The organism is Polymorphospora sp. A560, assembly GCF_045781765.1.
Classification (GTDB): Bacteria; Actinomycetota; Actinomycetes; order Mycobacteriales; family Micromonosporaceae; genus Polymorphospora; species Polymorphospora lycopeni.
The window spans coordinates 4,367,751-4,385,842 of sequence record NZ_CP122282.1 but is presented as its reverse complement, the minus strand read 5'-3'; the positions used below and the strand labels follow the sequence as shown (position 1 = coordinate 4,385,842).

Genomic DNA, 18,092 nt, shown 5'->3' with positions numbered 1-18,092 from the left:
CGCGCATCGGTGGCGCCCGGCCCGCACCGCGGGCCGGACGCCGGCGTACGCCTCAAGCGTGACCGGCGCCCGCCCAAGGCGTCGGTCATGCTCGCGGCCGACATTCGGGCGCACATCCTCGGGCACGCGCTGCCGGCGGGCAGTGTCCTGCCGTCCGAGGCACAGCTGGTCAGCGACAGCGGGCTGGGGCGGGCGACGGTGCGCGAGGCGCTGCGGCTGCTGGAGGCCGAGGGCCTGATCGCGATCAAGCGCGGGCCGCAGGGCGGGGTGACGGTCCAACGGCCCGACCTGTCCCGGCTCAGCCGGTCGCTGGCACCGTTCCTCACTCTCTCCGAGGCGCCGCTGCGGGACCTGTTCGTCTTCCGCAAGGCGGTGGAGCCGACGGCGGCGTCGCTCGCGGCGGTCCACGCCACCGACGAGCAGCGGGACCGGTTGCTGCGGCTGGCCGACCACGATCCGCACTCCGGCTACTCCAACGAGATCGCGTTCCACGAACTGGTCGCCGAGTCGGCCGGTAACGAGCTGATGCGGGTGCTGCTGCTGGTGCCGTACGACCTGCTGCGGCTGCACCTGGACGTCGAGGACATCACGGCCGACGACGTCGGGGAGGCCAACGCGGCGCACAAGGCGATCGCCACCTTCATCGCCGACGGCGACCAGCAGCGGGCCGGCCGGGCGATGCTCAAGCACGTGGAGAGCTTCGAGGAGATGATGCAGCGGCACAACCGGCTGGACCAGCCGATCGTGCCCCGGGAGCGCTGGCTGCGGGAGTGGCGGACGGCCAACGGCGGCCTCGGTGACGGCGGTGACCTGGGCGACTGACACCGGCGCCCACGACCACCGGGCCGGCGAGCGGACCACCGCCCGCCGGCCCGTCCGTGTCGGTGCCTGGCCGACCGGTCCGTCGTGGCGCCGGTCGGGCGGGTCGGTCACGGAAAGAGGGACCGGCCACCGCGGGAGGAGGATCCACGGTGGCCGGTCCGTACGGCCCCCGCCCGGACCGGCGGGGGCCGCACCTGTGGGGTTGCCTATCGGCGGGTGGGCTTGTCGCTGGTCACGTGTCCGGTGAGCCGTCCGACCACGTTCAGGTGGACGAGACCTTCCTCGATCTCCGGAAGGCCCTCGACGTACACGCCGGTGGCGAGGTACGTCGACTGCCGCTGGTATTCCTGGGCGAGCGCGTCGGTCCGCAGGTAGCCCTGCGTCGCGATGCAGTTGCCGACCGGGTCACCGGCGAGGGTCGCGGGCAGCGGCCCGGTGGGGCAGTTCGCGCCGTACTGGGGGATGGTGTCCGGCCGCGGGTCGATCCAGGGCGTGCACGGCACCCCGCCGTCGGGGCACCGGTCGTACTTCTTGAGCGCGCCCAGGAACGTCGACATCAGGTGGTCCGACCCGGTGCTTCCGAGCAGGAACTTGCCCGGGAGGTGCTCCTCACCGAAGAGCAGCCCGTTGAGCCGGTCGTTGGTGCGCAGCGCCTTCGGGAACCCGGCCTCGGTGTACGCCTGGAGGAGCATCAGCCGCTCGTTGAGCTTGTCGGCCGCCTTGGCCAGGTCGCTGGTCGGGTCGGCGAGGGCGGTCACCACGTTCTGGTAGTAGACCTTCTGCTTGCCGTGCAGCAGGCCGACGACCGAGAGCCAGGTCGCGTCCTGGGCGCCGGACACGGTGGCGAGCCGGGTGCTCCGCTCCACCTGCGACTTCATGGTCGACCACTTGTTGTAGACCATCTGGTTCGGTTCGACCTTGCTGTGGTGGCCGGTCCGGTTGTTGGTGAACTCGACCTTGCCGGCGGGGCCGGTGTACTGCACGGTCCGGACGTCCTGCCAGGCCGCTCCCGGCCACCGCTCCTTGGTCCGTACCCGGATCGTCAGGTCGATGTCGGCGGTGAAACCCGTCTCCATCTGCGTCTCGTACCACTCGTGGTTGACGTACGAGGCGTCGTAGCAGGCAGTCAGGATCGGGCGGTCCTCCTCCGGCAGCATGCTGTACGCGGTGTGGTAGGCGTGCGGCAGCCCCTGGAGCAGGGCGCCCTCCGGGGTCGGCACGCTGGGGCCGGTCCCCGAGCAGGGCAGCACCCTCGGCACGGCCACGGTGGTGATCCGGTCCGGCGGCGCCTGGTCGCCCGGGCCGAACGGGTCGACCTTGTTGTCGCCGGCGGTGGCCCGCAGCGCGGCCAGCTCGCGGCTGACCCCGTCGAGCGCGGTCCGGTACTCCTTGATGAGGTTGGTGTAGAGCTCGTTGGTCTTGCCGTCCTGCGGATTGCTGAACGACCGGACCACACCCGTGATCTCGGTGCCCCGGCCGCTGAGCGCCGCGAGGAGGTTCCTGACGTCGGGGGTGGTCCGGCTGAACTCCTCGCTCTGGTGTGCCATGCCGTTGAAGGCCCGGGCCGCGGACAGCCACATTCCGGCGTTCGGTACGCCCTGGTGGACGGTGTCCACCCGGGGGAGGGGGAGCCCCGGTGCCCACCCCTTGTTGCGGGCCAGATCCGCCAGCAGGTAGAGAGATCCGTGGGTGGAGTAGTTCAGCAGCGTGTTGCGCAGGTTCGCGGCGGCCGGCCCCGACTCGAGCTGGGTCAGGGTGAGCGGGGACATGCGGGCGTTGTTCTCGCCGTAGTAGTAGAACGTCGTCAGGGCGTCCCAGTACTTCTCGTATTGCAGCTCCCGCCCGGTCCGCTGTTCGTAGCGCAGATTCTGCACGCCCGTGACACCGAAGTCCTGCAGGATGACCTGGCTCAGCGCGAGGTGGGTCGAGTTGGCGGCCGCGTCCATCTTCGCGTCCAGCGACAGCAGGGTGTTCTGGATGTCGGTGAGCTGCCGGCGGATCTCCTCGATGTCGCCCTGCATCCGGCCGAGCTGCGTCACGATGTCCTCGTGGATGGCGACCAGCGCCTTCTCGATGCGGTCGAACCGCGTGTTCATCTGGTCACGCAGCTCGGTGATGTCCTGCCGGACCCGGGCGACCTCCTCGAGGATGAGCGTGGTCGGGTCCGGCCCGGGAAGGAACACCCCGGTCAGCGACACCACCGCGCCGAGGATGTTGCCGGTCAGGGCCATGGTGCTCAGTGACGTCAGCGCCCCGACGACGCCCTTGCCCACGATCTTGGGAATGTACTCGCTGATCGCGGTGGCGATCGTCACGCCGGCCTTGCCGACCGCGGCGACCTTCTGGGCGATGGCCTTGTCCTTGAAGCCGATCAGATGGGCCAGGGCCTCGATGCCCTTGCCGAGGTCGTCGATGACCGCTTTGCGTTCCTTGGCCGCGGCCTCGGCGAGGGCGAGTTCCCGCTTGGCCCGCTCATCGTCGGTGGGGGCGGTCGGCGGGTTCTTCGCCGCCTCCGCGGCCGCCTTCTTGGTGGCGTCGTCGGTCGCGGCCGCCAGGGCGTCGAGCTGGTTCTTGAGCTGGGCGTTGGCCCGGGCCTCGTACTCCACCGGGTTGTTGCGGGCCGACTCGAGTTCGGCGAGGTCGAGGCCGGGCACCTTGGCGGCCAGCGTCTCGACGTCGTCGTCGACGGCCACTCCGGCGGCCGCGCCGATCCGCGCGTCCCAGGCGTCCCCGAGGGCGCTGTCGGTCCGGCCGGTCCGGGCGGTCTCGATGAAGACCCGGTTCTGCTCCTCGTAGAGGTGGTTCAGGTAGGCGTAGTTCTGGTAGGAGCCGCTCACCTGGTGCCGCTGGAGGGCCTGGGCGTCGAGGCCGGCGCCCCAGGTGCTGGCCACCACCTTCGAGACCTGCGGGGTGGCGATCTTCGACATGGCCGCTACGGCGAGCACCGCGTCGACGCCGTTGACCATGAGGCCGTAGCTCGACCCGATGGTGGCGATGCGGTCGTGCCGTGCGGTGACCGCGGCGTCGAGCTGGTCGATCAGCGCCGTGATCTGCTCGGTGGTGGCGTCCGGGTTCGCCGCCCGCCAGTCGAGCACCGCCGCCGACACCACCATGTGCCGGATGCTGGCCGGGTCACCACCGTGGTTGCTGAGCTGGACCGCGAAGAGCTTGTCGCGCAGGTCGGCCTCGTCCCAGGCGACGGTGGAGCCGTGGGCGACGGAGGCGCTGCCGGTGACGAGGGCGGTGACGACGGCGCCGGTGGTGACGGCCCGCTGCCACCACCGGCGCCTTGAGGCTCTGGTCGGTGGCCGCAGGTCCGGCGGATCGTGTGCGGCGGTGCCGGCGGACAAGGATGTTGACACGCGGATTCCCCCAATCTTTCGACGGATCACGCTGGATCCGGATCGGCTCAGGGTGCCGTCCGGCACTGGAAACCCGGTTAAAAGTCACTGGTACGGATGATCACGATGTCCTTCCAGCGACCAATACGTCAGCCTGTTGCAATGGTGTGTGTCGCACAGTATCGTGTTGGGCATGGACGAAGTAACGGCCGGACACCTGCAAGAGCTGCGACGCGGCACCGTCGTGCTCGCCTGCCTGGTGCTCCTGGAAACCCCCGGCTACGGCTACGGCCTGCTCGAACGCCTCAACGAGGCCGGGTTCGCCGTCGACGCCAACACCCTTTATCCGTTGCTGCGCCGGCTCGAGAAGCAGGGCCTGCTCACCAGCCTGTGGAACACCGACGAACCCCGTCCCCGCAAGTACTACCGGGTCAGCGACGACGGCCGCCGCGTCGCCGAGACGCTGCGCGCCGACTGGGACGCCCTGCGCGCCTCGATCGACGCCCTGCAGGTATGACGCCACAACACCCGACCCGACCGCCGCGCGGCCGCGCGACCCGCGACCACACCCCGCCGAAGAGGATCGTCATGACCGACACCAACACCCTCACCGACCGATACATCGCGGCCGCGCTGCACTCCGTGCCGACCGCCGAGCGCGACGACCTCGAGCGCGAGCTGCGCGCGTCCATCGCCGACGCCGTCGACGGACGCGTCGAGGCCGGCGAGACCCCGCCGACCGCCGAGCGCGCGACCCTCGAGGACCTCGGCGATCCCGCCCACCTCGCCGCCCGCTACCTCGACCGGCCCACCTTCCTGCTCGGGCCCGCCTACTACTTCACCTGGCTGCGCCTGCTCAAGACGCTCCTGCTGATCGTGCTGCCGATCGGCGCGATCGCGGCCGTCGCCGTCGACCTGCTCGACGGGATGCCACCGCAGCGGATCGTCGGCACGGTCGTCACGTCGGTGCTCGCCATCGGCGTGCACCTGACCTTCTGGACCACGCTCGTCTTCGTCGTCCTCGAACGCAGCGGGGCGAAGAACGCCCGGCCGGCCGGTGCCAAGGGCGTCCCGTCCTGGTCGCTGGACATGCTGCCGGACGTCGCCCGGCGTACGACCGGCGTCGCCGAACTCGTCGTCATGATCGTCGGCACCGTCCTGTTCGCCTTCGTCGTCATCTGGCAGCAGCAGGTCGGCTTCGTCCGGGACGACGCCGGTGACCCGGTGCCGTTCCTGCGGCCGGAGCTGTGGGGCTTCTGGATCCCGGCGCTGTTCGTCCTGCTGGCCGTGTCCGTCGCCCTCGCCGTCGCCCGCTACCGGGCCGGGCGCCCGACCGGGACGCTCGTGCTCGCCGGCGCCGCGCTCAACGTGGTCGGCTGGACGGCCGCCCTGGTCCTGCTGCTGCGCGGCGAACTCGTCGACACCCGGTTCTTCGACCGGCTCGACGTCACCGCGGCGACCGGCGACTGGAACGTGGTCTACCAGGTCACCGCCGTCATCATCGCGGCCACGGTGCTCTGGTCGATCGTCGACGACGTGGTCAAGTGGCGCCGCGCGGCGCGCGACGCCGGCTGACCCGGACACCCGCGGCGGCCGGCCGCACCACGCGGCCGGCCGCCGGCGCGTTCAGCCGTGGTGCCCGTCCCCGGGCGGGTCGTCCGCGCGCGTCGGCGCGACGGAGTTGCCGGTGAGGTCGTTGTCCCACATCCGGCCGGCCGACCGGGTGCCGGCCCCGGTCACCCACAGGCCGTGCGTCTGGGTGGCGTGCGCCGGGTCGTCCCAGATCCGGTTCCGGCTGACCGTCGACCGCACCAGCGGCGCGGCGACGGCGATGCCGGCCCGGACCGTCGGCGGGTCGGGCAGCCGGTACGCGGTACCGGCCGCCGGCACGGGGCCGTGCCACCCGTGGCGGGCCCCGTGCGGCCGGGCCAGGACGAGCGTCGTCGCCGAGTTGGCGGCGACGAACGCGGTCACCGAACCGGCGGTCACCGTCTTGCCCCGGTGGCCGTCGACCGGCCAGTGGGCCGCCGTGTCGGTCAGCGACGCCGGCCCGTACGTCACCGTGGCCCCCGAGCCGGCACCGGCCGGCGCGGTCTGCATCCCGTTGTGACGTATCCGGTTGTTCGTCACCACCGCGTCGGTGAGCGCGCAGTCGAACCGGATCCCGTCCAGGCCGTTGGCCCAGATGTCGTTGCCGTCGATGACGATGCCGCCCGCCGGCCCGATCGAGCGGGACAGGTTGTGTTCGCGGTAGCCGTGCCGGCCGTTGCCGCTGATCCGGTTGCCGCGCACCGTGTACGGGCCGGGCGTGTTGCCGATGCTGACCCCGTCGAGGGTGTTGCCGTCGATGAGACAGTCGCTGACGATCCCGCCCCGGCCGCCGACGCCGACGGTGCCCTCCCCGGAGACGTCGAATCCGGCCTCCGCGTTGCCGACCAGGGTGCAGCCGGAGAGCAGCAGCCCGTCGGCGCCCCAGTCGGAGATGCCGAACCGGTTGCCCTCGGCGTGGCAGCCCGACACGTGGATGCCGCGCGGCCGGTCCCAGGCCGCGTCCTGGAGCTCGAAGAAGATGCCGCTCTGGCCGTTGCCGACGGTGGTGCAGTTGGTGATCGTCAACCGCTCGACGTCACCCCACCCGCCGATCCCGACACCGATGCCCGCGCCACCCTTCTCGTGGTGGATGTCGAGCCGGCCGCAGTCGATCGCGATCACCCCGTCGATCACGCAGTCCTGGAGAAAATCGCAGCCGAGCCCGGTCGCCGCCGTGCCGTGGATGTACAGGTCACGGAAGCGGCCGCGCAGCACGTACTGCAACCCCAGGCCCTTGGCCTGTACGTCGTACTCGGACAGCTCCACGCCGGTGCCGTCGATCTCGAAACCGGCGAACGTGCAGTCGACGATCGGGTTGCCGCGCCCGGCGCCGTGCCACAGCGTGGTGAAGAACGCCAGCGGCGTCGGGTCGGCGCGGTTGCCGGGATTGGCCAGCACGAACCGGGTCAGCCCGATCCCGGCGCCGATCAGCGACACGCCACTTCGCCACACCGTGCCGGCGTCGCGGATCGAATAGACCCCCGGCGGGCAGCGCAGCACCCGCGGCCGCCCGTCGGCGGCGTACCCGGCGCCCAACTCGTCCACGGCGCGCGCGAACGCGGGCTGGTCGTTGGTGACCCCGTCACCGGTCAGCCCCCGCTCGTGGGCGTCGTACGTCAGCGGAACGTCGATCGTGCGCCCTCCCGTCACCCGTCGCCGCCGGGGGCGACCCGGGGAGTTCCCGGCGACCCGGAACGCACACCTGCGGGGTGCCGGCGACCCGCGCCGGCACCCCGGGCGCCGTCACAACTGCGGCGCCACCTCGGCGGCGACCAGCTCGATGTGGGCCAGGTCGTCGAGGTCCAGCACCTGCAGGTAGACCCGCTCGGTGCCGACCTCGGCGTACCGGCCGATCTTCTCCACGATCTCGGCCGGCGAGCCGGCCAGCCCGTTGGCGCGCAACTCGTCCGGTTCCCGGCCGATCGCCGCCGCGCGCCGGTTCACCTCCTCGTCCGTACGCCCGCAGCACAGCACCAGCGCGTTCGACAGCCGCAGGCTGCCCGGATCTCGGCTGCCCTCGGCGCAGGCGGCCCGGACCCGCTCGAACCGCGTCCGGGTGTCGTCGACACCGGCGAACGGCACGTTGAACTCGTCGGCGTACCGGGCGGTCAACTGCGGGGTGCGCTTCGCGCCGTGGCCGCCGAGCAGCACCGGCGGGCGCGGCGACTGCGCCGGCTTCGGCAGGGCGGGGGAGTCCGACAACTGGTAGTACTTACCGCTGAAGTCGAACGTGTGCCCGACCGGCGTGTCCCACAGCCCGGTGATGATCGCGAGCTGCTCCTCCAACCGGTCGAACCGCTCCCGAAGGGGCGGGAACGGGATGCCGTACGCGGTGTGCTCGGTCTCGAACCACCCGCTGCCGATCCCGAACTCGACCCGGCCACCGCTCATCCGGTCGACCTGCGCGACCGCGATCGCCAGCGGCCCCGGCAGCCGGAACGTCGCCGCGGTCATCAGCGTCCCGAGCCGGATCCGGCTGGTGTCGCGGGCCAGCCCGGCGAGCGTCACCCAGGCGTCGGTCGGGCCGGGCAGGCCGTCGGCGTCGCCCATCATCATGTAGTGGTCGGAGCGGAAGAAGGCGCCGTACCCGGCGTCCTCGGCGAGCCGGGCGACGGCGAGCAGCTGGTCGTAGGAGGCACCCTGCTGAGGTTCGGTGAAGATCCGCAGTTCCATACGGCGAGCATACGAACCGGGCCGGGACGCCGCCCCGCACGCGCCGCGACGGTGACCGGTCATCCTCCGCCGACCGGCCCACCGTCGCGGTAGCTGGCCGTGTAGTAGTCGCCGACCTGCTTGCGGAAGTCGACGGCCTTACCGGTGTCGGGGTCGAACTGGGGGGCCTCCTTCACCTGGTCCCTGGTCCGGTCTAGATACACGGTCCGGTTCAGGTGGTCGACGTGGTTCACGGTGCCGACCGGCAGCATCACCCGCCGGCCGAAGATCCACGGCCCGGTGTCGACGATCAGGTGCCCGGCGTCCGGCGGTGCCTCCTCGACCGAGCCGATGCCGCCGTCGGTCGCCTCCACCTCGTAGCCGACCAGGTCGACCTCGGTCCCCGGCCCGCCCTCGTCGGTCTCCGCCTCACGGCGCTGCTCGGTCGGCCCCTCGTCCGCCGCCGCGCCGCGGTAGCCGCCGGCGAGGATGGCCTGGTCGCGCCACAGCCACGGATCGAAGATGAACGGCTGCATGGTCGCCTCCGGATCGGCTCGTCGTTCCCCGCGTCCTACCCGCCCGCCGCCCCGATCATGCCGGCCGGGTGGGTCCGGACCGGTCCGGCACCGCCCACCGGCCCGGTCCGGCGCCGTGATCTCGACCTGGTCCGGCGCCGCGACACCCGACCGGACCCGCCGCCACGCCGCTTCGCCGGGAACCCGCCGCCACGCCGTGACCCCTGACCCGTCGGCGGGGCATCGGGCACTACGCTCTCGTCGGCGGATCGGCCCGACGGGGGAGGCGCGCATGAAGGACCTGAAGGCACTCGACGAGATCGACTGGACCGGGCTCGAACACGCCTACGGCCCCGCCGGTGACGTCCCCGACCAGCTGCGGGCGCTGGCGGCCACCGATCCATCCGAAGTGGACAAGTCCCTGCACGCCCTGTACGGCAACATCTTCCACCAGGGATCGCGCTACCAGGCGACGGCGTACGCGGTGCCGTTCCTCACCGGACTCGCCGCCGACCCGGCCACCACCGGCCGGGACGAGATCCTCAGCCTGCTGGCGAGCATCGCGATCGGCTACGACGAGTCGTGGCTGCCCGACGGCCTGCCGATCCTCGAACACCGGGCCGAACTCGACCGGCTGCGCGCCACCGACCCGGAGACCGAACGGGCCAGGGTCGCCGCCTGGGTCGAGGCCGCCGCCGACGAGAGCGAACGCACCTCCCGCGAGTTCGAGGCGTCGCTGTTCGACCCGCAACTCGTCACCGCCAACCAGCAGTGGGCGGTCGACGCCTACGACGCCGTCCGCGCCGACCTGCCCCACCTGCTGCCGCTGCTCGGCGACGCCGACGCCGACGTCCGCACCGCCTGCGCCTACCTGCTCGGCTGGTTCCCCGAGGACTCCGCGACGCTGGGCCCGGCGCTGCTGGACCGGATCCGCGAGGACACCTCACCGGTGGTCCGGGGCACCGCCCTGATCGCGTACGGGCTGCTGGCCGGCCCCGCCGCCGCCGACGTGGTGGCGGCCCTGGACGACCCGGCCCCGGTCGTACGCGCCGCCGCCGCGATCGCCGCCGCCCGGCTCGGCGCGGCCGACAGCGACCGGGTGGTGGCGGTGCTGGTCGAGACGATGACCGCCGAGGCGACGACCCGTCGCAACCGGCTGCCGTTCCTCGACGGCAACCTGCCGGGCTACGCCGCGCTCGCCCTCGCCCAACCCACGCAGCACGTCGACCGGGCCGTCGACGCGGTGCTGACCGTGCTGCCGACCACCGCGCCCTACCCGGCCGTACCGCTGGTGTCGGCGCTGCTCGGCGCCGTGTTCCCGGACGGGCGGGTGGCGCCCGGCACCCCGTTCGGCGGGTTGACCGACCGGCAGCGGCGGGCGGTCGCCGGTCTGGCCGCGGCCGACTTCGCCTGGCACGGCGGCCAGCCTGGCACCACCTACGTCAACCTGAACGAGGTGGTCCGCGCCTACGGCCTCCCCGACCAACTCGAGGCCCTGAAGACCTACACCGCATCCTGACCCACCCCGTCCGCCCTGGGCCGCCGCGCCCGCGCTGGGCCGCCGCGCTGATCAAGGGCTAGTCGTGGCCGTCCCGGGGTGGAATGCCCGGGACATCCCCTTGATCAGCGCGGGTGGCGGTCGCGCGGGGTGGGGATCGCGCGGGTGGATGTGGGGGCGGTCAGGGGGTGAGGTCGTGGCCGTCGATGGCGGACTGCTCGGTGGACCGCCATGCGTCGCGGTCGAGCGGGACGGTGCGCTCCGCCAGCCGGCGCAGCGCGGCCGTGGCGGCGTCGTCCCAGTTGGCGCCGCTGTAGAGGACGTAGCCGACCAGGCCCGGAGCCGGTTCCCAGGCGATGGCCGCGTTGCCGCCGAGCAGTCCGGTGAACACCCGCGCCGGCCGGCCCGCGACCAGGCCGGCGTCCACCGTGTTCGTCACGTACATCTGGTCCTCGAGCCCGCCGCCGGTGCGCAGGCCGACGACGACCAGGCCGCTGCCGAGCGCCGCCTGCTCGTCCAGGGTGGCCGCGCCGTAGCGGACCTGCCGGATGGTCGGCGACGCGTACGGTCCGGTGTGGACGACCCGGAACCCGGCCGGCGCGGTCACCACCGGCCGGCCGCCGGTGGCCGTGGTGGCCGCCGCGATCCGGGCGAGGTCCGCCTCGGGCAGGTCGCCGCGGATCCGCGCGTGCCGGTCGCCGAGCGGCCACACCAGCCAGCCGGGGCCGGCGTCGGCGTCGACCCCGCCGACCGGCACGGTCCGGGCCGGGGTCGGGGCGCGGTCGACCGGGTACGTCACGACCGCGCCGCCCCGGCCGAGCACGCCGGAGGTACGACGGACGACCGCGGTCCACGGGCCGTCCTGCGCGTCCAGGACGCAGCGTTCGAGGCCGTGCCCCGGCGGGGTGCCGGGGGCACCGATGGCGAGCGCGGCGACCGGGGGCCGGCGGTGGTGGCCGGCCCGGCGAGGTCGACGGGGCACGGCACGGCCCGGGGTGTGGCCGCCGGGGCGGTGGTCCCGGCTGATGCCGTGGCCGGGCCGGGGCTCGCGGCGGCGGGCCCGGCGGCGCCCGGCGTGTCCGGGCCGGAAGCGGCCGGTGTGTCCGGGCCGGAGCCGCGCAGGCCGAGGAAGCCGGCCACGATCACCGCCGCCACCAGCGTCACGGCGATCGTGGCGAGCCAGCCCGGCGGTGTCCATCTCGGCTCCGGCGGGCCGTTCTCGATGACGTCCACCCGTCCCACCCCTCTTCCGGCTGCCGGGATTATCCCCGGAGCGGGGGCCGGCCGCATCACCGGATCCCGGCGGGTGGTGCCGGTGGACCGTTCCGGACGGGTGGGGAAACAGTTTCCGCAATCGGAATCCGCGGTCACGCACGCATTTCAATTTTCGCCTGGCCGGATCGATTTCCCGGCCGAGTCGATTTCCACCTGGTCGGATCGATTTTAGTCAGGCCAAGTCAATTCCATCCGGCGGCATCGCGAATGGACGGTACGGGCGGATTGGTCAGCCCTGTTCCGTACGCCGTCGCCCGACCCAGATCAGCGTCGCCACCCCGGTTCCGAGCAGTGCCGTACCGGCCAGCAGGAAGGGCGTGACCCCCATTCCGGTGCCGGTGGCCGGCAGGCTCTTGGTCGACGCGCTCGGGGTCTGGTCCTGCGGTGCCTCGGTCGCCTCGTCGGCCCAGGGGTCGCCCTCCCACTGCGACTCCTCCGCCCATGGGTCCGCCTCCCCGGGGGTCGGCCGGTCCTCCTCGACGGCCGGCGTCGGCTGGTCGGGCTGGTTGGGATCGGGTGGCGTGATGACGATGCCGGCGACCGACGAGCTGGTCGCGGAGTGGTCGGGGTGCACCTCGAGGGCGTCGAAGCGCCAGGTGCCGGGCGGGATCGGGTTCATGAAGGTGCAGGCCCACTCGCTGCTGGCGGGCACCAGCACCGAGCAGCCGAAGACCTGGTCGCTGGCCTGCTTGGCGTAGACGGTGACGGTGCTTCCGGGCGTGGCGTGGCCGCTGACCTCCGGGTGCTCGACGGCGCGTGTGGAGCCCGAGGGCGGATAGTTGATTTCCGCCCAGGCGGGGCCGGAAAAGGCGATCGCGCCGGTGGCGATGGCAGCGCCTATTGTGATCCGCAGGGTTGATCGAGAACCATTCATCGGTGCCTCCTTGGCCGGGCCGCTTCGTTTCGGACATTACTTCCGGAAGGGCCTGGATTTCGGAGAAGGAATTGACTCGCGCGGGACATACAGCGGTCGACGTAGCAGGGCGACATTCCCGGCAATAGGTGTATTTTGCTACGGGGTCTGGCGGCCGGGGAACATGTTCGGTCGATCCGCGGCCCCGGCGCCCGTAGGCTCCCGCCATGACACACGCGGAGCGGGCCGTCGTGGTCGGCGCCAGCATCGCGGGCCTGCTGGCCGCCCGCGCTCTCAGTGAGACGTACGCCCACGTCACCGTCGTCGACCGTGACCCGCTGCCCGACGCCTCGGCCGCCCGCCGGGGCGTACCGCAGGGCCGGCAACTGCACGTCCTGCTCGCCCGGGGCCGGGAAGTGCTCGAGGAACTCTTCCCCGGACTGTCCGAAGAGGTCGCCGCGCTCGGCGGTGCCATGGTCGACCTCCAGGACGACGTCCACTGGTACAACGACGGGTTCCGGATGCGCCGCGCTCCGTCGCAGATGACCGCGTTCGGGGTGAGCCGTCCGCTGCTCGAACACGTCGTCCGGACCCGGGTCCGCGCACTGTCCAACGTGACCCTGCTGCCGGACACCGAGGTGATCGGCCCCACCGCGACGCCGGACGCCCGCCGGGTCACCGGGGTGCGGGTACGGGCACGTACCGCCGACGCGCCGGAGTCCACGATCGACGCCGACCTGGTCGTCGACGCCGGCGGGCGCGGCTCCCGCAGCCCGGTCTGGCTCGACCGGCTGGGCTACGCGCCCGCTCCCGAGGAGCGGGTACGGGTCGACGTCACCTACGTCACCCGCACCTACCGCCGCGAACCCGACCAGTTGGAGGGGCTGCTCGGCGCGCTGACCAACGCCACCCCCGCGCTGCCGCGCGGCGGTATCGTCGCCGTGCAGGAGGGGGACAGGTTCGCCGTCGCCATCTGCGGCATGCTCGGCGAGGAACCGCCGCACGACGACGAGGACCTGGTCCGCTACGCCGAGACCCTCGCCGCCCCGCAGATCGGCGCCCTGCTCCGGTCGGCGGTTCCGGCGTCCCCGCCGGTCCGGATGCGCTTCCCGGCCAGCCTGCGCCGCCGCTACGAACGGCTGCGCCGGTTTCCCGACGGCTACCTGGTCATCGGCGACGCGCTGTGCAGCTTCAACCCGATCTACGGGCAGGGGATGACGGTCGCCGCGCTCGAGGCGCTGTTGCTGCGCGACCTGCTCGCCGCCGGCGGCACCCGGCTCGCCCGACGGTTCTTCCAGGGCGCCGCCAGGGTCGTCGACGGCCCGTGGGCGATCTCGGTCGGCACCGACCTGCGCTTCCCGGCGGTGCCCGGTCGGCGTACGCCGAAGGTGCGGTTCGTCAACGCGTACGTGGAACGGGTGCACGCCGGGGCGGTCGCCGACCCGGAGCTGGGGGCGGCGTTCCTGCGGGTGCTGAACCTGATCGACCCGCCGACCCGGCTGCTCGCGCCGCGTACGGTCTGGCGGGTGCTACGGGCCGGCCGGCGCCGCCCGACCGTGCCGGTCGCCTGAACGCCACCGCCGGCCCGGACCGGCCGGTCCGTCCCCGGGGACGGACCGGCCGGTGCTGTCACGCGCAGTTGGTCGGCGGGGCGACCGGTCGCGCGGTGTCCATCGGCCAGTTCCAGCGGATGTCGTTCTGCCAGCCGGAGTTGCCGCCGCCGTCGGTGATCTCGAACGGGTCGCCGCGCCAGGTGCCCCCGACGCCGAGGTTGCGGGCCTCCACGCCGGTGAAGCTGCCCGCGCCGGCTACCTGGAGTTGCAGCGCGTACGTGCCGGCGCCGTCGATGCAGGCCCCGTCGACGTGGATGTTGCTGACCGAGTGCGCCTCCGGATGCCCCTTCACCGCCATGATCGCCGAGTAGGTGCTGTCCAGGAACGAGTTGTCGACAACGTCGATCCGGGCGTCCATCGGACCGTCCAGCGAGTAGAACCACAGCGCCCCCACGCCGAAGTTCCAGTTCAGGTCGAGCACGCCGGCCCGTACGGTGGTATTGCGGGCGAACGTGAGCGTGCCGGAGAACCGGGTCGACCCGTGCCGGTAGCCGGCGTGCAGGCCGCCGCCCTCGCGCACGGTCTCGGCGACGACGTTGTCGGACACCACGTTGTCCCGGCCGCCGTAGATCGCGATTCCGTTGGCCAGCACCGGGGCGATGACGGTGTTGTGGTCGTAGACGTTGTCGTGGTCCTGGTCGGCCTCCTCCGACGTCTCCGGGGTCCCGTCCGGGTTCTTGACGAAGTGCGACCACATGGCCAGCCCGTCGTCGCCGAGGTTGCGCAGGAAGTTGTTGGTGACCCGCACGCCGGAGATGCCGCGCCGCAGGTTCAGCCCGTCGGCCATCTGGTCGACGATCATGTTGTCCCGCACGGTGAGCCCGTGGAACGGGCCGTCGAACCACATCCCGACCTTGGTCCGCTGGATGTAGAGCCGCTCCACGGTGGACCCGCCGCCGAGCGCCCCGCCGATCCCGTTGACCTGGAGGTCGTCGCGGCGTTCCCGGATGTTGCCGATGATCGCGAAGTCGGACAGGTGCACGTCGTGGCTGCCGCCGTCGGCGGCCCACTTCCCGTAGAACCCGACGCCGTCGCCGCGTACGACGCTGTGCCAGTTGCCGGCCCCGGTGACGGTCACGTCGTCGACGACGACGTGCCGGTTCACCTGGTACGTCCCCTGCGGGATGAACACCGTACGGCCGCTCGCCCGGCCGGCGGCCACCGCGGCGTCGAACGCGTCGGCGGATTCCCGTACGCCGGTCGGGTCGGCGCCGAAGTCGACCACCGACAGCGCCCCGCGCGGCATCTTCTTCGGCTTGGCGACCATCTCGAAGTCGACCAGGTCGATCACCGCCCACGGCAGCGTCGAGTCGTGCGGCAGCTTCAGCTTGATCTTCTGCCCGGCGTGCAGGGTCTTGCCGAGCAGGAGCCGCTGCTCGGCGTAGAAGTGGTGCGGCCGGAACGGGGTCTTGACCGGGCGCGGCTCCGGAATCCACCAGTCGTCCGGCGGGACCGCCCTCGGGTCGTTCGAGAACGGGTACGTGCTGTAGAGCCAGGAGAACTCCGACGTCAGCGTGATCGTGTGCCGGCGCTGGTTGTTGAGGTAGACGTCCAGCGGGCCGGTGATGCCGCCGCCCTGTTCGGCGTCCGGGACGGCGTACCGGACGTTGAGCGAGTTGGTGTCGCGGGTCAGGGTGAACTCCACCCACTCACCGGGGGCGTCGAGCTTGACCGCCCGGCGCCCGGACGCCTCCGACGGCAGCGTGTAGGCGTTGCGGTCCGGGCCGATGATCTCCCCGGTGGTGGCGGCGTTCTCCGCCTCCTGCTCGACGAACGGCACGGTGGCGCCGCGGCCGGCGGTCAGGTGCGGTGGCAGCCCGGCGACGGTCTCGACGCCGGCCGGGCCGGGCGGGTCGGCGGTGGCCAGCGCGGGGTGCGCGCCCAGCGTGCCGGCGCCGAGCGCGACCACGAACGATCCGGCCACGACGGCCCGGATCCGGCGCCGCCGGGCGGGCCGGCGGGGGTGTTGCGAATGCTGGTCAGACATCGATGGCGACTCGATTCTCGCGGGGCCGGCCGGCGCGCACTGGGGGACGGGCGGCGCCGATCGGCGGCGGTGGTTGCGATGACGTTAAATCTCGACGCAACGTCAGACAAGACCCGATCGGACAGTGAAAGTTCCTGGCTTCGCCGTGCAAGAACGGGACGCTCGCAGCTCGACCCGCTGACCTGTCCGGTCGAAGGGCCGCCGGGCGGGGCGGGCCGGTCGGCCGGCCGGCGCGCGGATGTGGGCGGTGGGCGCGCGGGTGTGGGCGGTGTAGGTGCGCCGGCCCACAGCGAAGTCGGTGTGGAAACAGCGAATTCGCTGTGGGCCGCGACAGCGATACCCGGGGCGGCGCGGCCCACCCGGCAGCGGCCGCCGGGCCAGAGAGTGCCGCCGGGCCAGAGGCGGCCGCCGGGCAGCAGACAGCCGCCGGGCAGGGACAGCCGGCGGAAAGAGCTCCGCCCGGCTCGGGCGGGCCGAACCGGGCGGATCAGGTCGGGGTCGGGCTCAGCCGAGGTCGACCGAGGGGTAGAGCGGGAACCCGGCGAGCAGTTCGTCGGCCTGCTTGGCGATCCGGTCGGCGACGGCGGGGTCGAGGACGTACTTCGCCTTGGAGGGCGCGCCGTCCGGGCCGACGCCCGGCTTGGTCTGGCCGAGCACGGTGTTGATCAGGTCGGCGGTCTCGTCCATCTGGGCGGTGCCGAGCCCACGCGTGGTCAGGGCCGGGGTGCCGATCCGGATGCCGGAGGTGTACCAGGCGCCGTTCGGGTCCTGCGGGATCGAGTTGCGGTTGGTGACGATGCCGGCGTCGAGCAGCGCCTGCTCGGCCTGCCGGCCGGTGAGCCCGAAGCCGGTCGTGTCGATGAGCACGAGGTGGTTGTCGGTGCCGCCGGTGACCAGCCGTACGCCCCGGCGCAGCAGGCCCTCGGCGAGGGCCTGGGCGTTGTCGACGATCCGCTGGGCGTAGTCGGCGAAGGCGGGCTGGCGGGCCTCGGCGAGCGCGACCGCCTTCGCCGCCATGACGTGCGGCAGCGGGCCGCCGAGCACCATCGGGCAGCCGCGGTCGACCTGGTCGGCGAGTTCGGGCTGGCAGAGCACCAGGCCGCCGCGCGGGCCGCGCAGCGACTTGTGGGTGGTGGTGGTGACGATGTGGGCCTGCGGCACCGGGTCGAAGTCGCCGGTGAAGACCTTGCCGGCGACCAGTCCGGCGAAGTGGGCCATGTCAACCATGAAGGTGGCGCCGACCTCGTCGGCGATCTCCCGCAGGATGCGGAAGTTGACCTTGCGCGGGTAGGCCGAGTAGCCGCCGACGAGGACCAGCGGCTTGAACTCCTTGGCGGTCTGCCGCAGGGCGGCGTAGTCGATGAGCCCGGTGGCCGGGTCGGTGCCGTAGCTGCGCTGGTCGAACATCTTGCCGGAGATGTTCGGGCGGAAGCCGTGGGTGAGGTGGCCGCCGGCGTCGAGCGACATGCCGAGCATGCGCTGGTTGCCCAGCTCGCGGCGCAGCGCGAACCAGTCCTCCTCGGTCAGGTCGTTGACCTGCCGGACCTGGGCCTTGCGCAGGGCCGGTGCCTCGACCCGGTCGGCGAGGATCGCCCAGAACGCGACCAGGTTGGCGTCGATGCCGGAGTGCGGCTGCACGTACGCGTGCGGGGCGCCGAACAGTTCACGGGCGTGTTCGGCGGCGATCGCCTCGACGGTGTCGACGTTGCGGCAGCCGGCGTAGAAGCGGCGGCCGATGGTGCCCTCGGCGTACTTGTCGCTGAACCAGTTGCCCATGGCGAGCAGGACGGCGGGGGAGGCGTAGTTCTCGCTGGCGATGAGTTTGAGGGACGCCCGCTGGTCGGCGAGTTCGGCGGCGATCGCGTCGGCGACCCGGGGCTCGACCGTGCGGACGACGTCCAGGGCGCTGCGGTAGGCGGTGGACTCGGCGTTGAGCGACGACATGG

14 protein-coding genes are annotated in these 18,092 nt (G+C 72.5%); 6 read left to right on the top strand and 8 right to left on the bottom strand.

Annotation, left to right across the window (positions count from 1 at the left end; genetic code table 11):
• Positions 1-9: 9 nt before the first annotated feature.
• Complete coding sequence (locus QCD66_RS19530; RefSeq protein ID WP_364206424.1) at positions 10-822, top strand: FCD domain-containing protein; 813 nt, start codon at positions 10-12, stop codon at positions 820-822.
• A gap of 206 nt (positions 823-1,028) precedes the next feature.
• On the opposite strand, the gene QCD66_RS19525 is transcribed toward QCD66_RS19530, so the two are convergent.
• Complete coding sequence (locus QCD66_RS19525) at positions 1,029-4,184, bottom strand: hypothetical protein (protein WP_375735262.1); 3,156 nt, start codon at positions 4,182-4,184, stop codon at positions 1,029-1,031.
• A gap of 166 nt (positions 4,185-4,350) precedes the next feature.
• Between QCD66_RS19525 and QCD66_RS19520 the strand changes: the two genes are divergently transcribed.
• Together QCD66_RS19520 and QCD66_RS19515 are read left to right on the top strand one after the other, a co-directional pair.
• Complete coding sequence (locus QCD66_RS19520) at positions 4,351-4,680, top strand: PadR family transcriptional regulator (protein WP_364206420.1); 330 nt, start codon at positions 4,351-4,353, stop codon at positions 4,678-4,680.
• Positions 4,681-4,751: 71 nt separating this feature from the next.
• On the top strand, positions 4,752-5,738 hold the full coding sequence (locus tag QCD66_RS19515; RefSeq protein WP_375735263.1) for a permease prefix domain 1-containing protein: 987 nt from the start codon (positions 4,752-4,754) through the stop codon (positions 5,736-5,738).
• Positions 5,739-5,789: 51 nt separating this feature from the next.
• Here the strand turns inward: QCD66_RS19515 and QCD66_RS19510 are convergent, their stop codons facing one another.
• The 3 genes from QCD66_RS19510 to QCD66_RS19500 all read right to left on the bottom strand — a co-directional run bounded on the left by QCD66_RS19510 (position 5,790) and on the right by QCD66_RS19500 (position 8,941).
• Entirely contained in the window at positions 5,790-7,403 is a 1,614-nt protein-coding gene (locus QCD66_RS19510; protein ID WP_407566716.1) for a right-handed parallel beta-helix repeat-containing protein, read from the bottom strand.
• A gap of 93 nt (positions 7,404-7,496) precedes the next feature.
• Positions 7,497-8,426, bottom strand: a complete 930-nt coding sequence (locus QCD66_RS19505; protein ID WP_375735265.1) for an LLM class F420-dependent oxidoreductase — start codon at positions 8,424-8,426, stop codon at positions 7,497-7,499.
• A gap of 59 nt (positions 8,427-8,485) precedes the next feature.
• A complete protein-coding gene (locus QCD66_RS19500; protein WP_364206414.1) occupies positions 8,486-8,941 on the bottom strand; it encodes a PRC-barrel domain containing protein in 456 nt (151 codons plus the stop codon).
• Between the two features lie 271 nt (positions 8,942-9,212).
• Here QCD66_RS19500 and QCD66_RS19495 point away from each other — a divergent pair, with 271 nt between their 5' ends.
• A complete protein-coding gene (locus QCD66_RS19495; protein WP_375735266.1) occupies positions 9,213-10,439 on the top strand; it encodes a HEAT repeat domain-containing protein in 1,227 nt (408 codons plus the stop codon).
• 160 nt (positions 10,440-10,599) lie between these two features.
• Here the strand turns inward: QCD66_RS19495 and QCD66_RS19490 are convergent, their stop codons facing one another.
• Positions 10,600-11,400, bottom strand: a complete 801-nt coding sequence (locus QCD66_RS19490; RefSeq protein WP_407566715.1) for a hypothetical protein — start codon at positions 11,398-11,400, stop codon at positions 10,600-10,602.
• Between the two features lie 15 nt (positions 11,401-11,415).
• On the opposite strand from QCD66_RS19490, the gene QCD66_RS19485 reads away from it, so the two are divergent.
• On the top strand, positions 11,416-11,865 hold the full coding sequence (locus tag QCD66_RS19485) for a hypothetical protein (RefSeq protein ID WP_407566714.1): 450 nt from the start codon (positions 11,416-11,418) through the stop codon (positions 11,863-11,865).
• 57 nt (positions 11,866-11,922) lie between these two features.
• Here QCD66_RS19485 and QCD66_RS19480 read toward each other — a convergent pair whose 3' ends face one another.
• Positions 11,923-12,567 carry a hypothetical protein gene (locus QCD66_RS19480; protein ID WP_375736940.1) on the bottom strand — a complete coding sequence of 215 codons (645 nt, stop codon included), beginning with the start codon at positions 12,565-12,567 and terminating at the stop codon, positions 11,923-11,925.
• A 206-nt stretch (positions 12,568-12,773) separates the two neighbouring features.
• On the opposite strand from QCD66_RS19480, the gene QCD66_RS19475 reads away from it, so the two are divergent.
• A complete protein-coding gene (locus tag QCD66_RS19475; protein ID WP_375736941.1) occupies positions 12,774-14,117 on the top strand; it encodes an FAD-dependent oxidoreductase in 1,344 nt (447 codons plus the stop codon).
• Positions 14,118-14,175: 58 nt separating this feature from the next.
• Here QCD66_RS19475 and QCD66_RS19470 read toward each other — a convergent pair whose 3' ends face one another.
• Entirely contained in the window at positions 14,176-16,146 is a 1,971-nt protein-coding gene (locus QCD66_RS19470) for a glycosyl hydrolase family 28-related protein (protein ID WP_375736942.1), read from the bottom strand.
• Between the two features lie 504 nt (positions 16,147-16,650).
• The gene (locus QCD66_RS19465; RefSeq protein ID WP_375736943.1) at positions 16,651-18,090 is read right to left on the bottom strand and encodes a glycine hydroxymethyltransferase; all 1,440 of its coding nucleotides are present in this window, start codon (positions 18,088-18,090) and stop codon (positions 16,651-16,653) included.
• Positions 18,091-18,092: the final 2 nt, after the last annotated feature.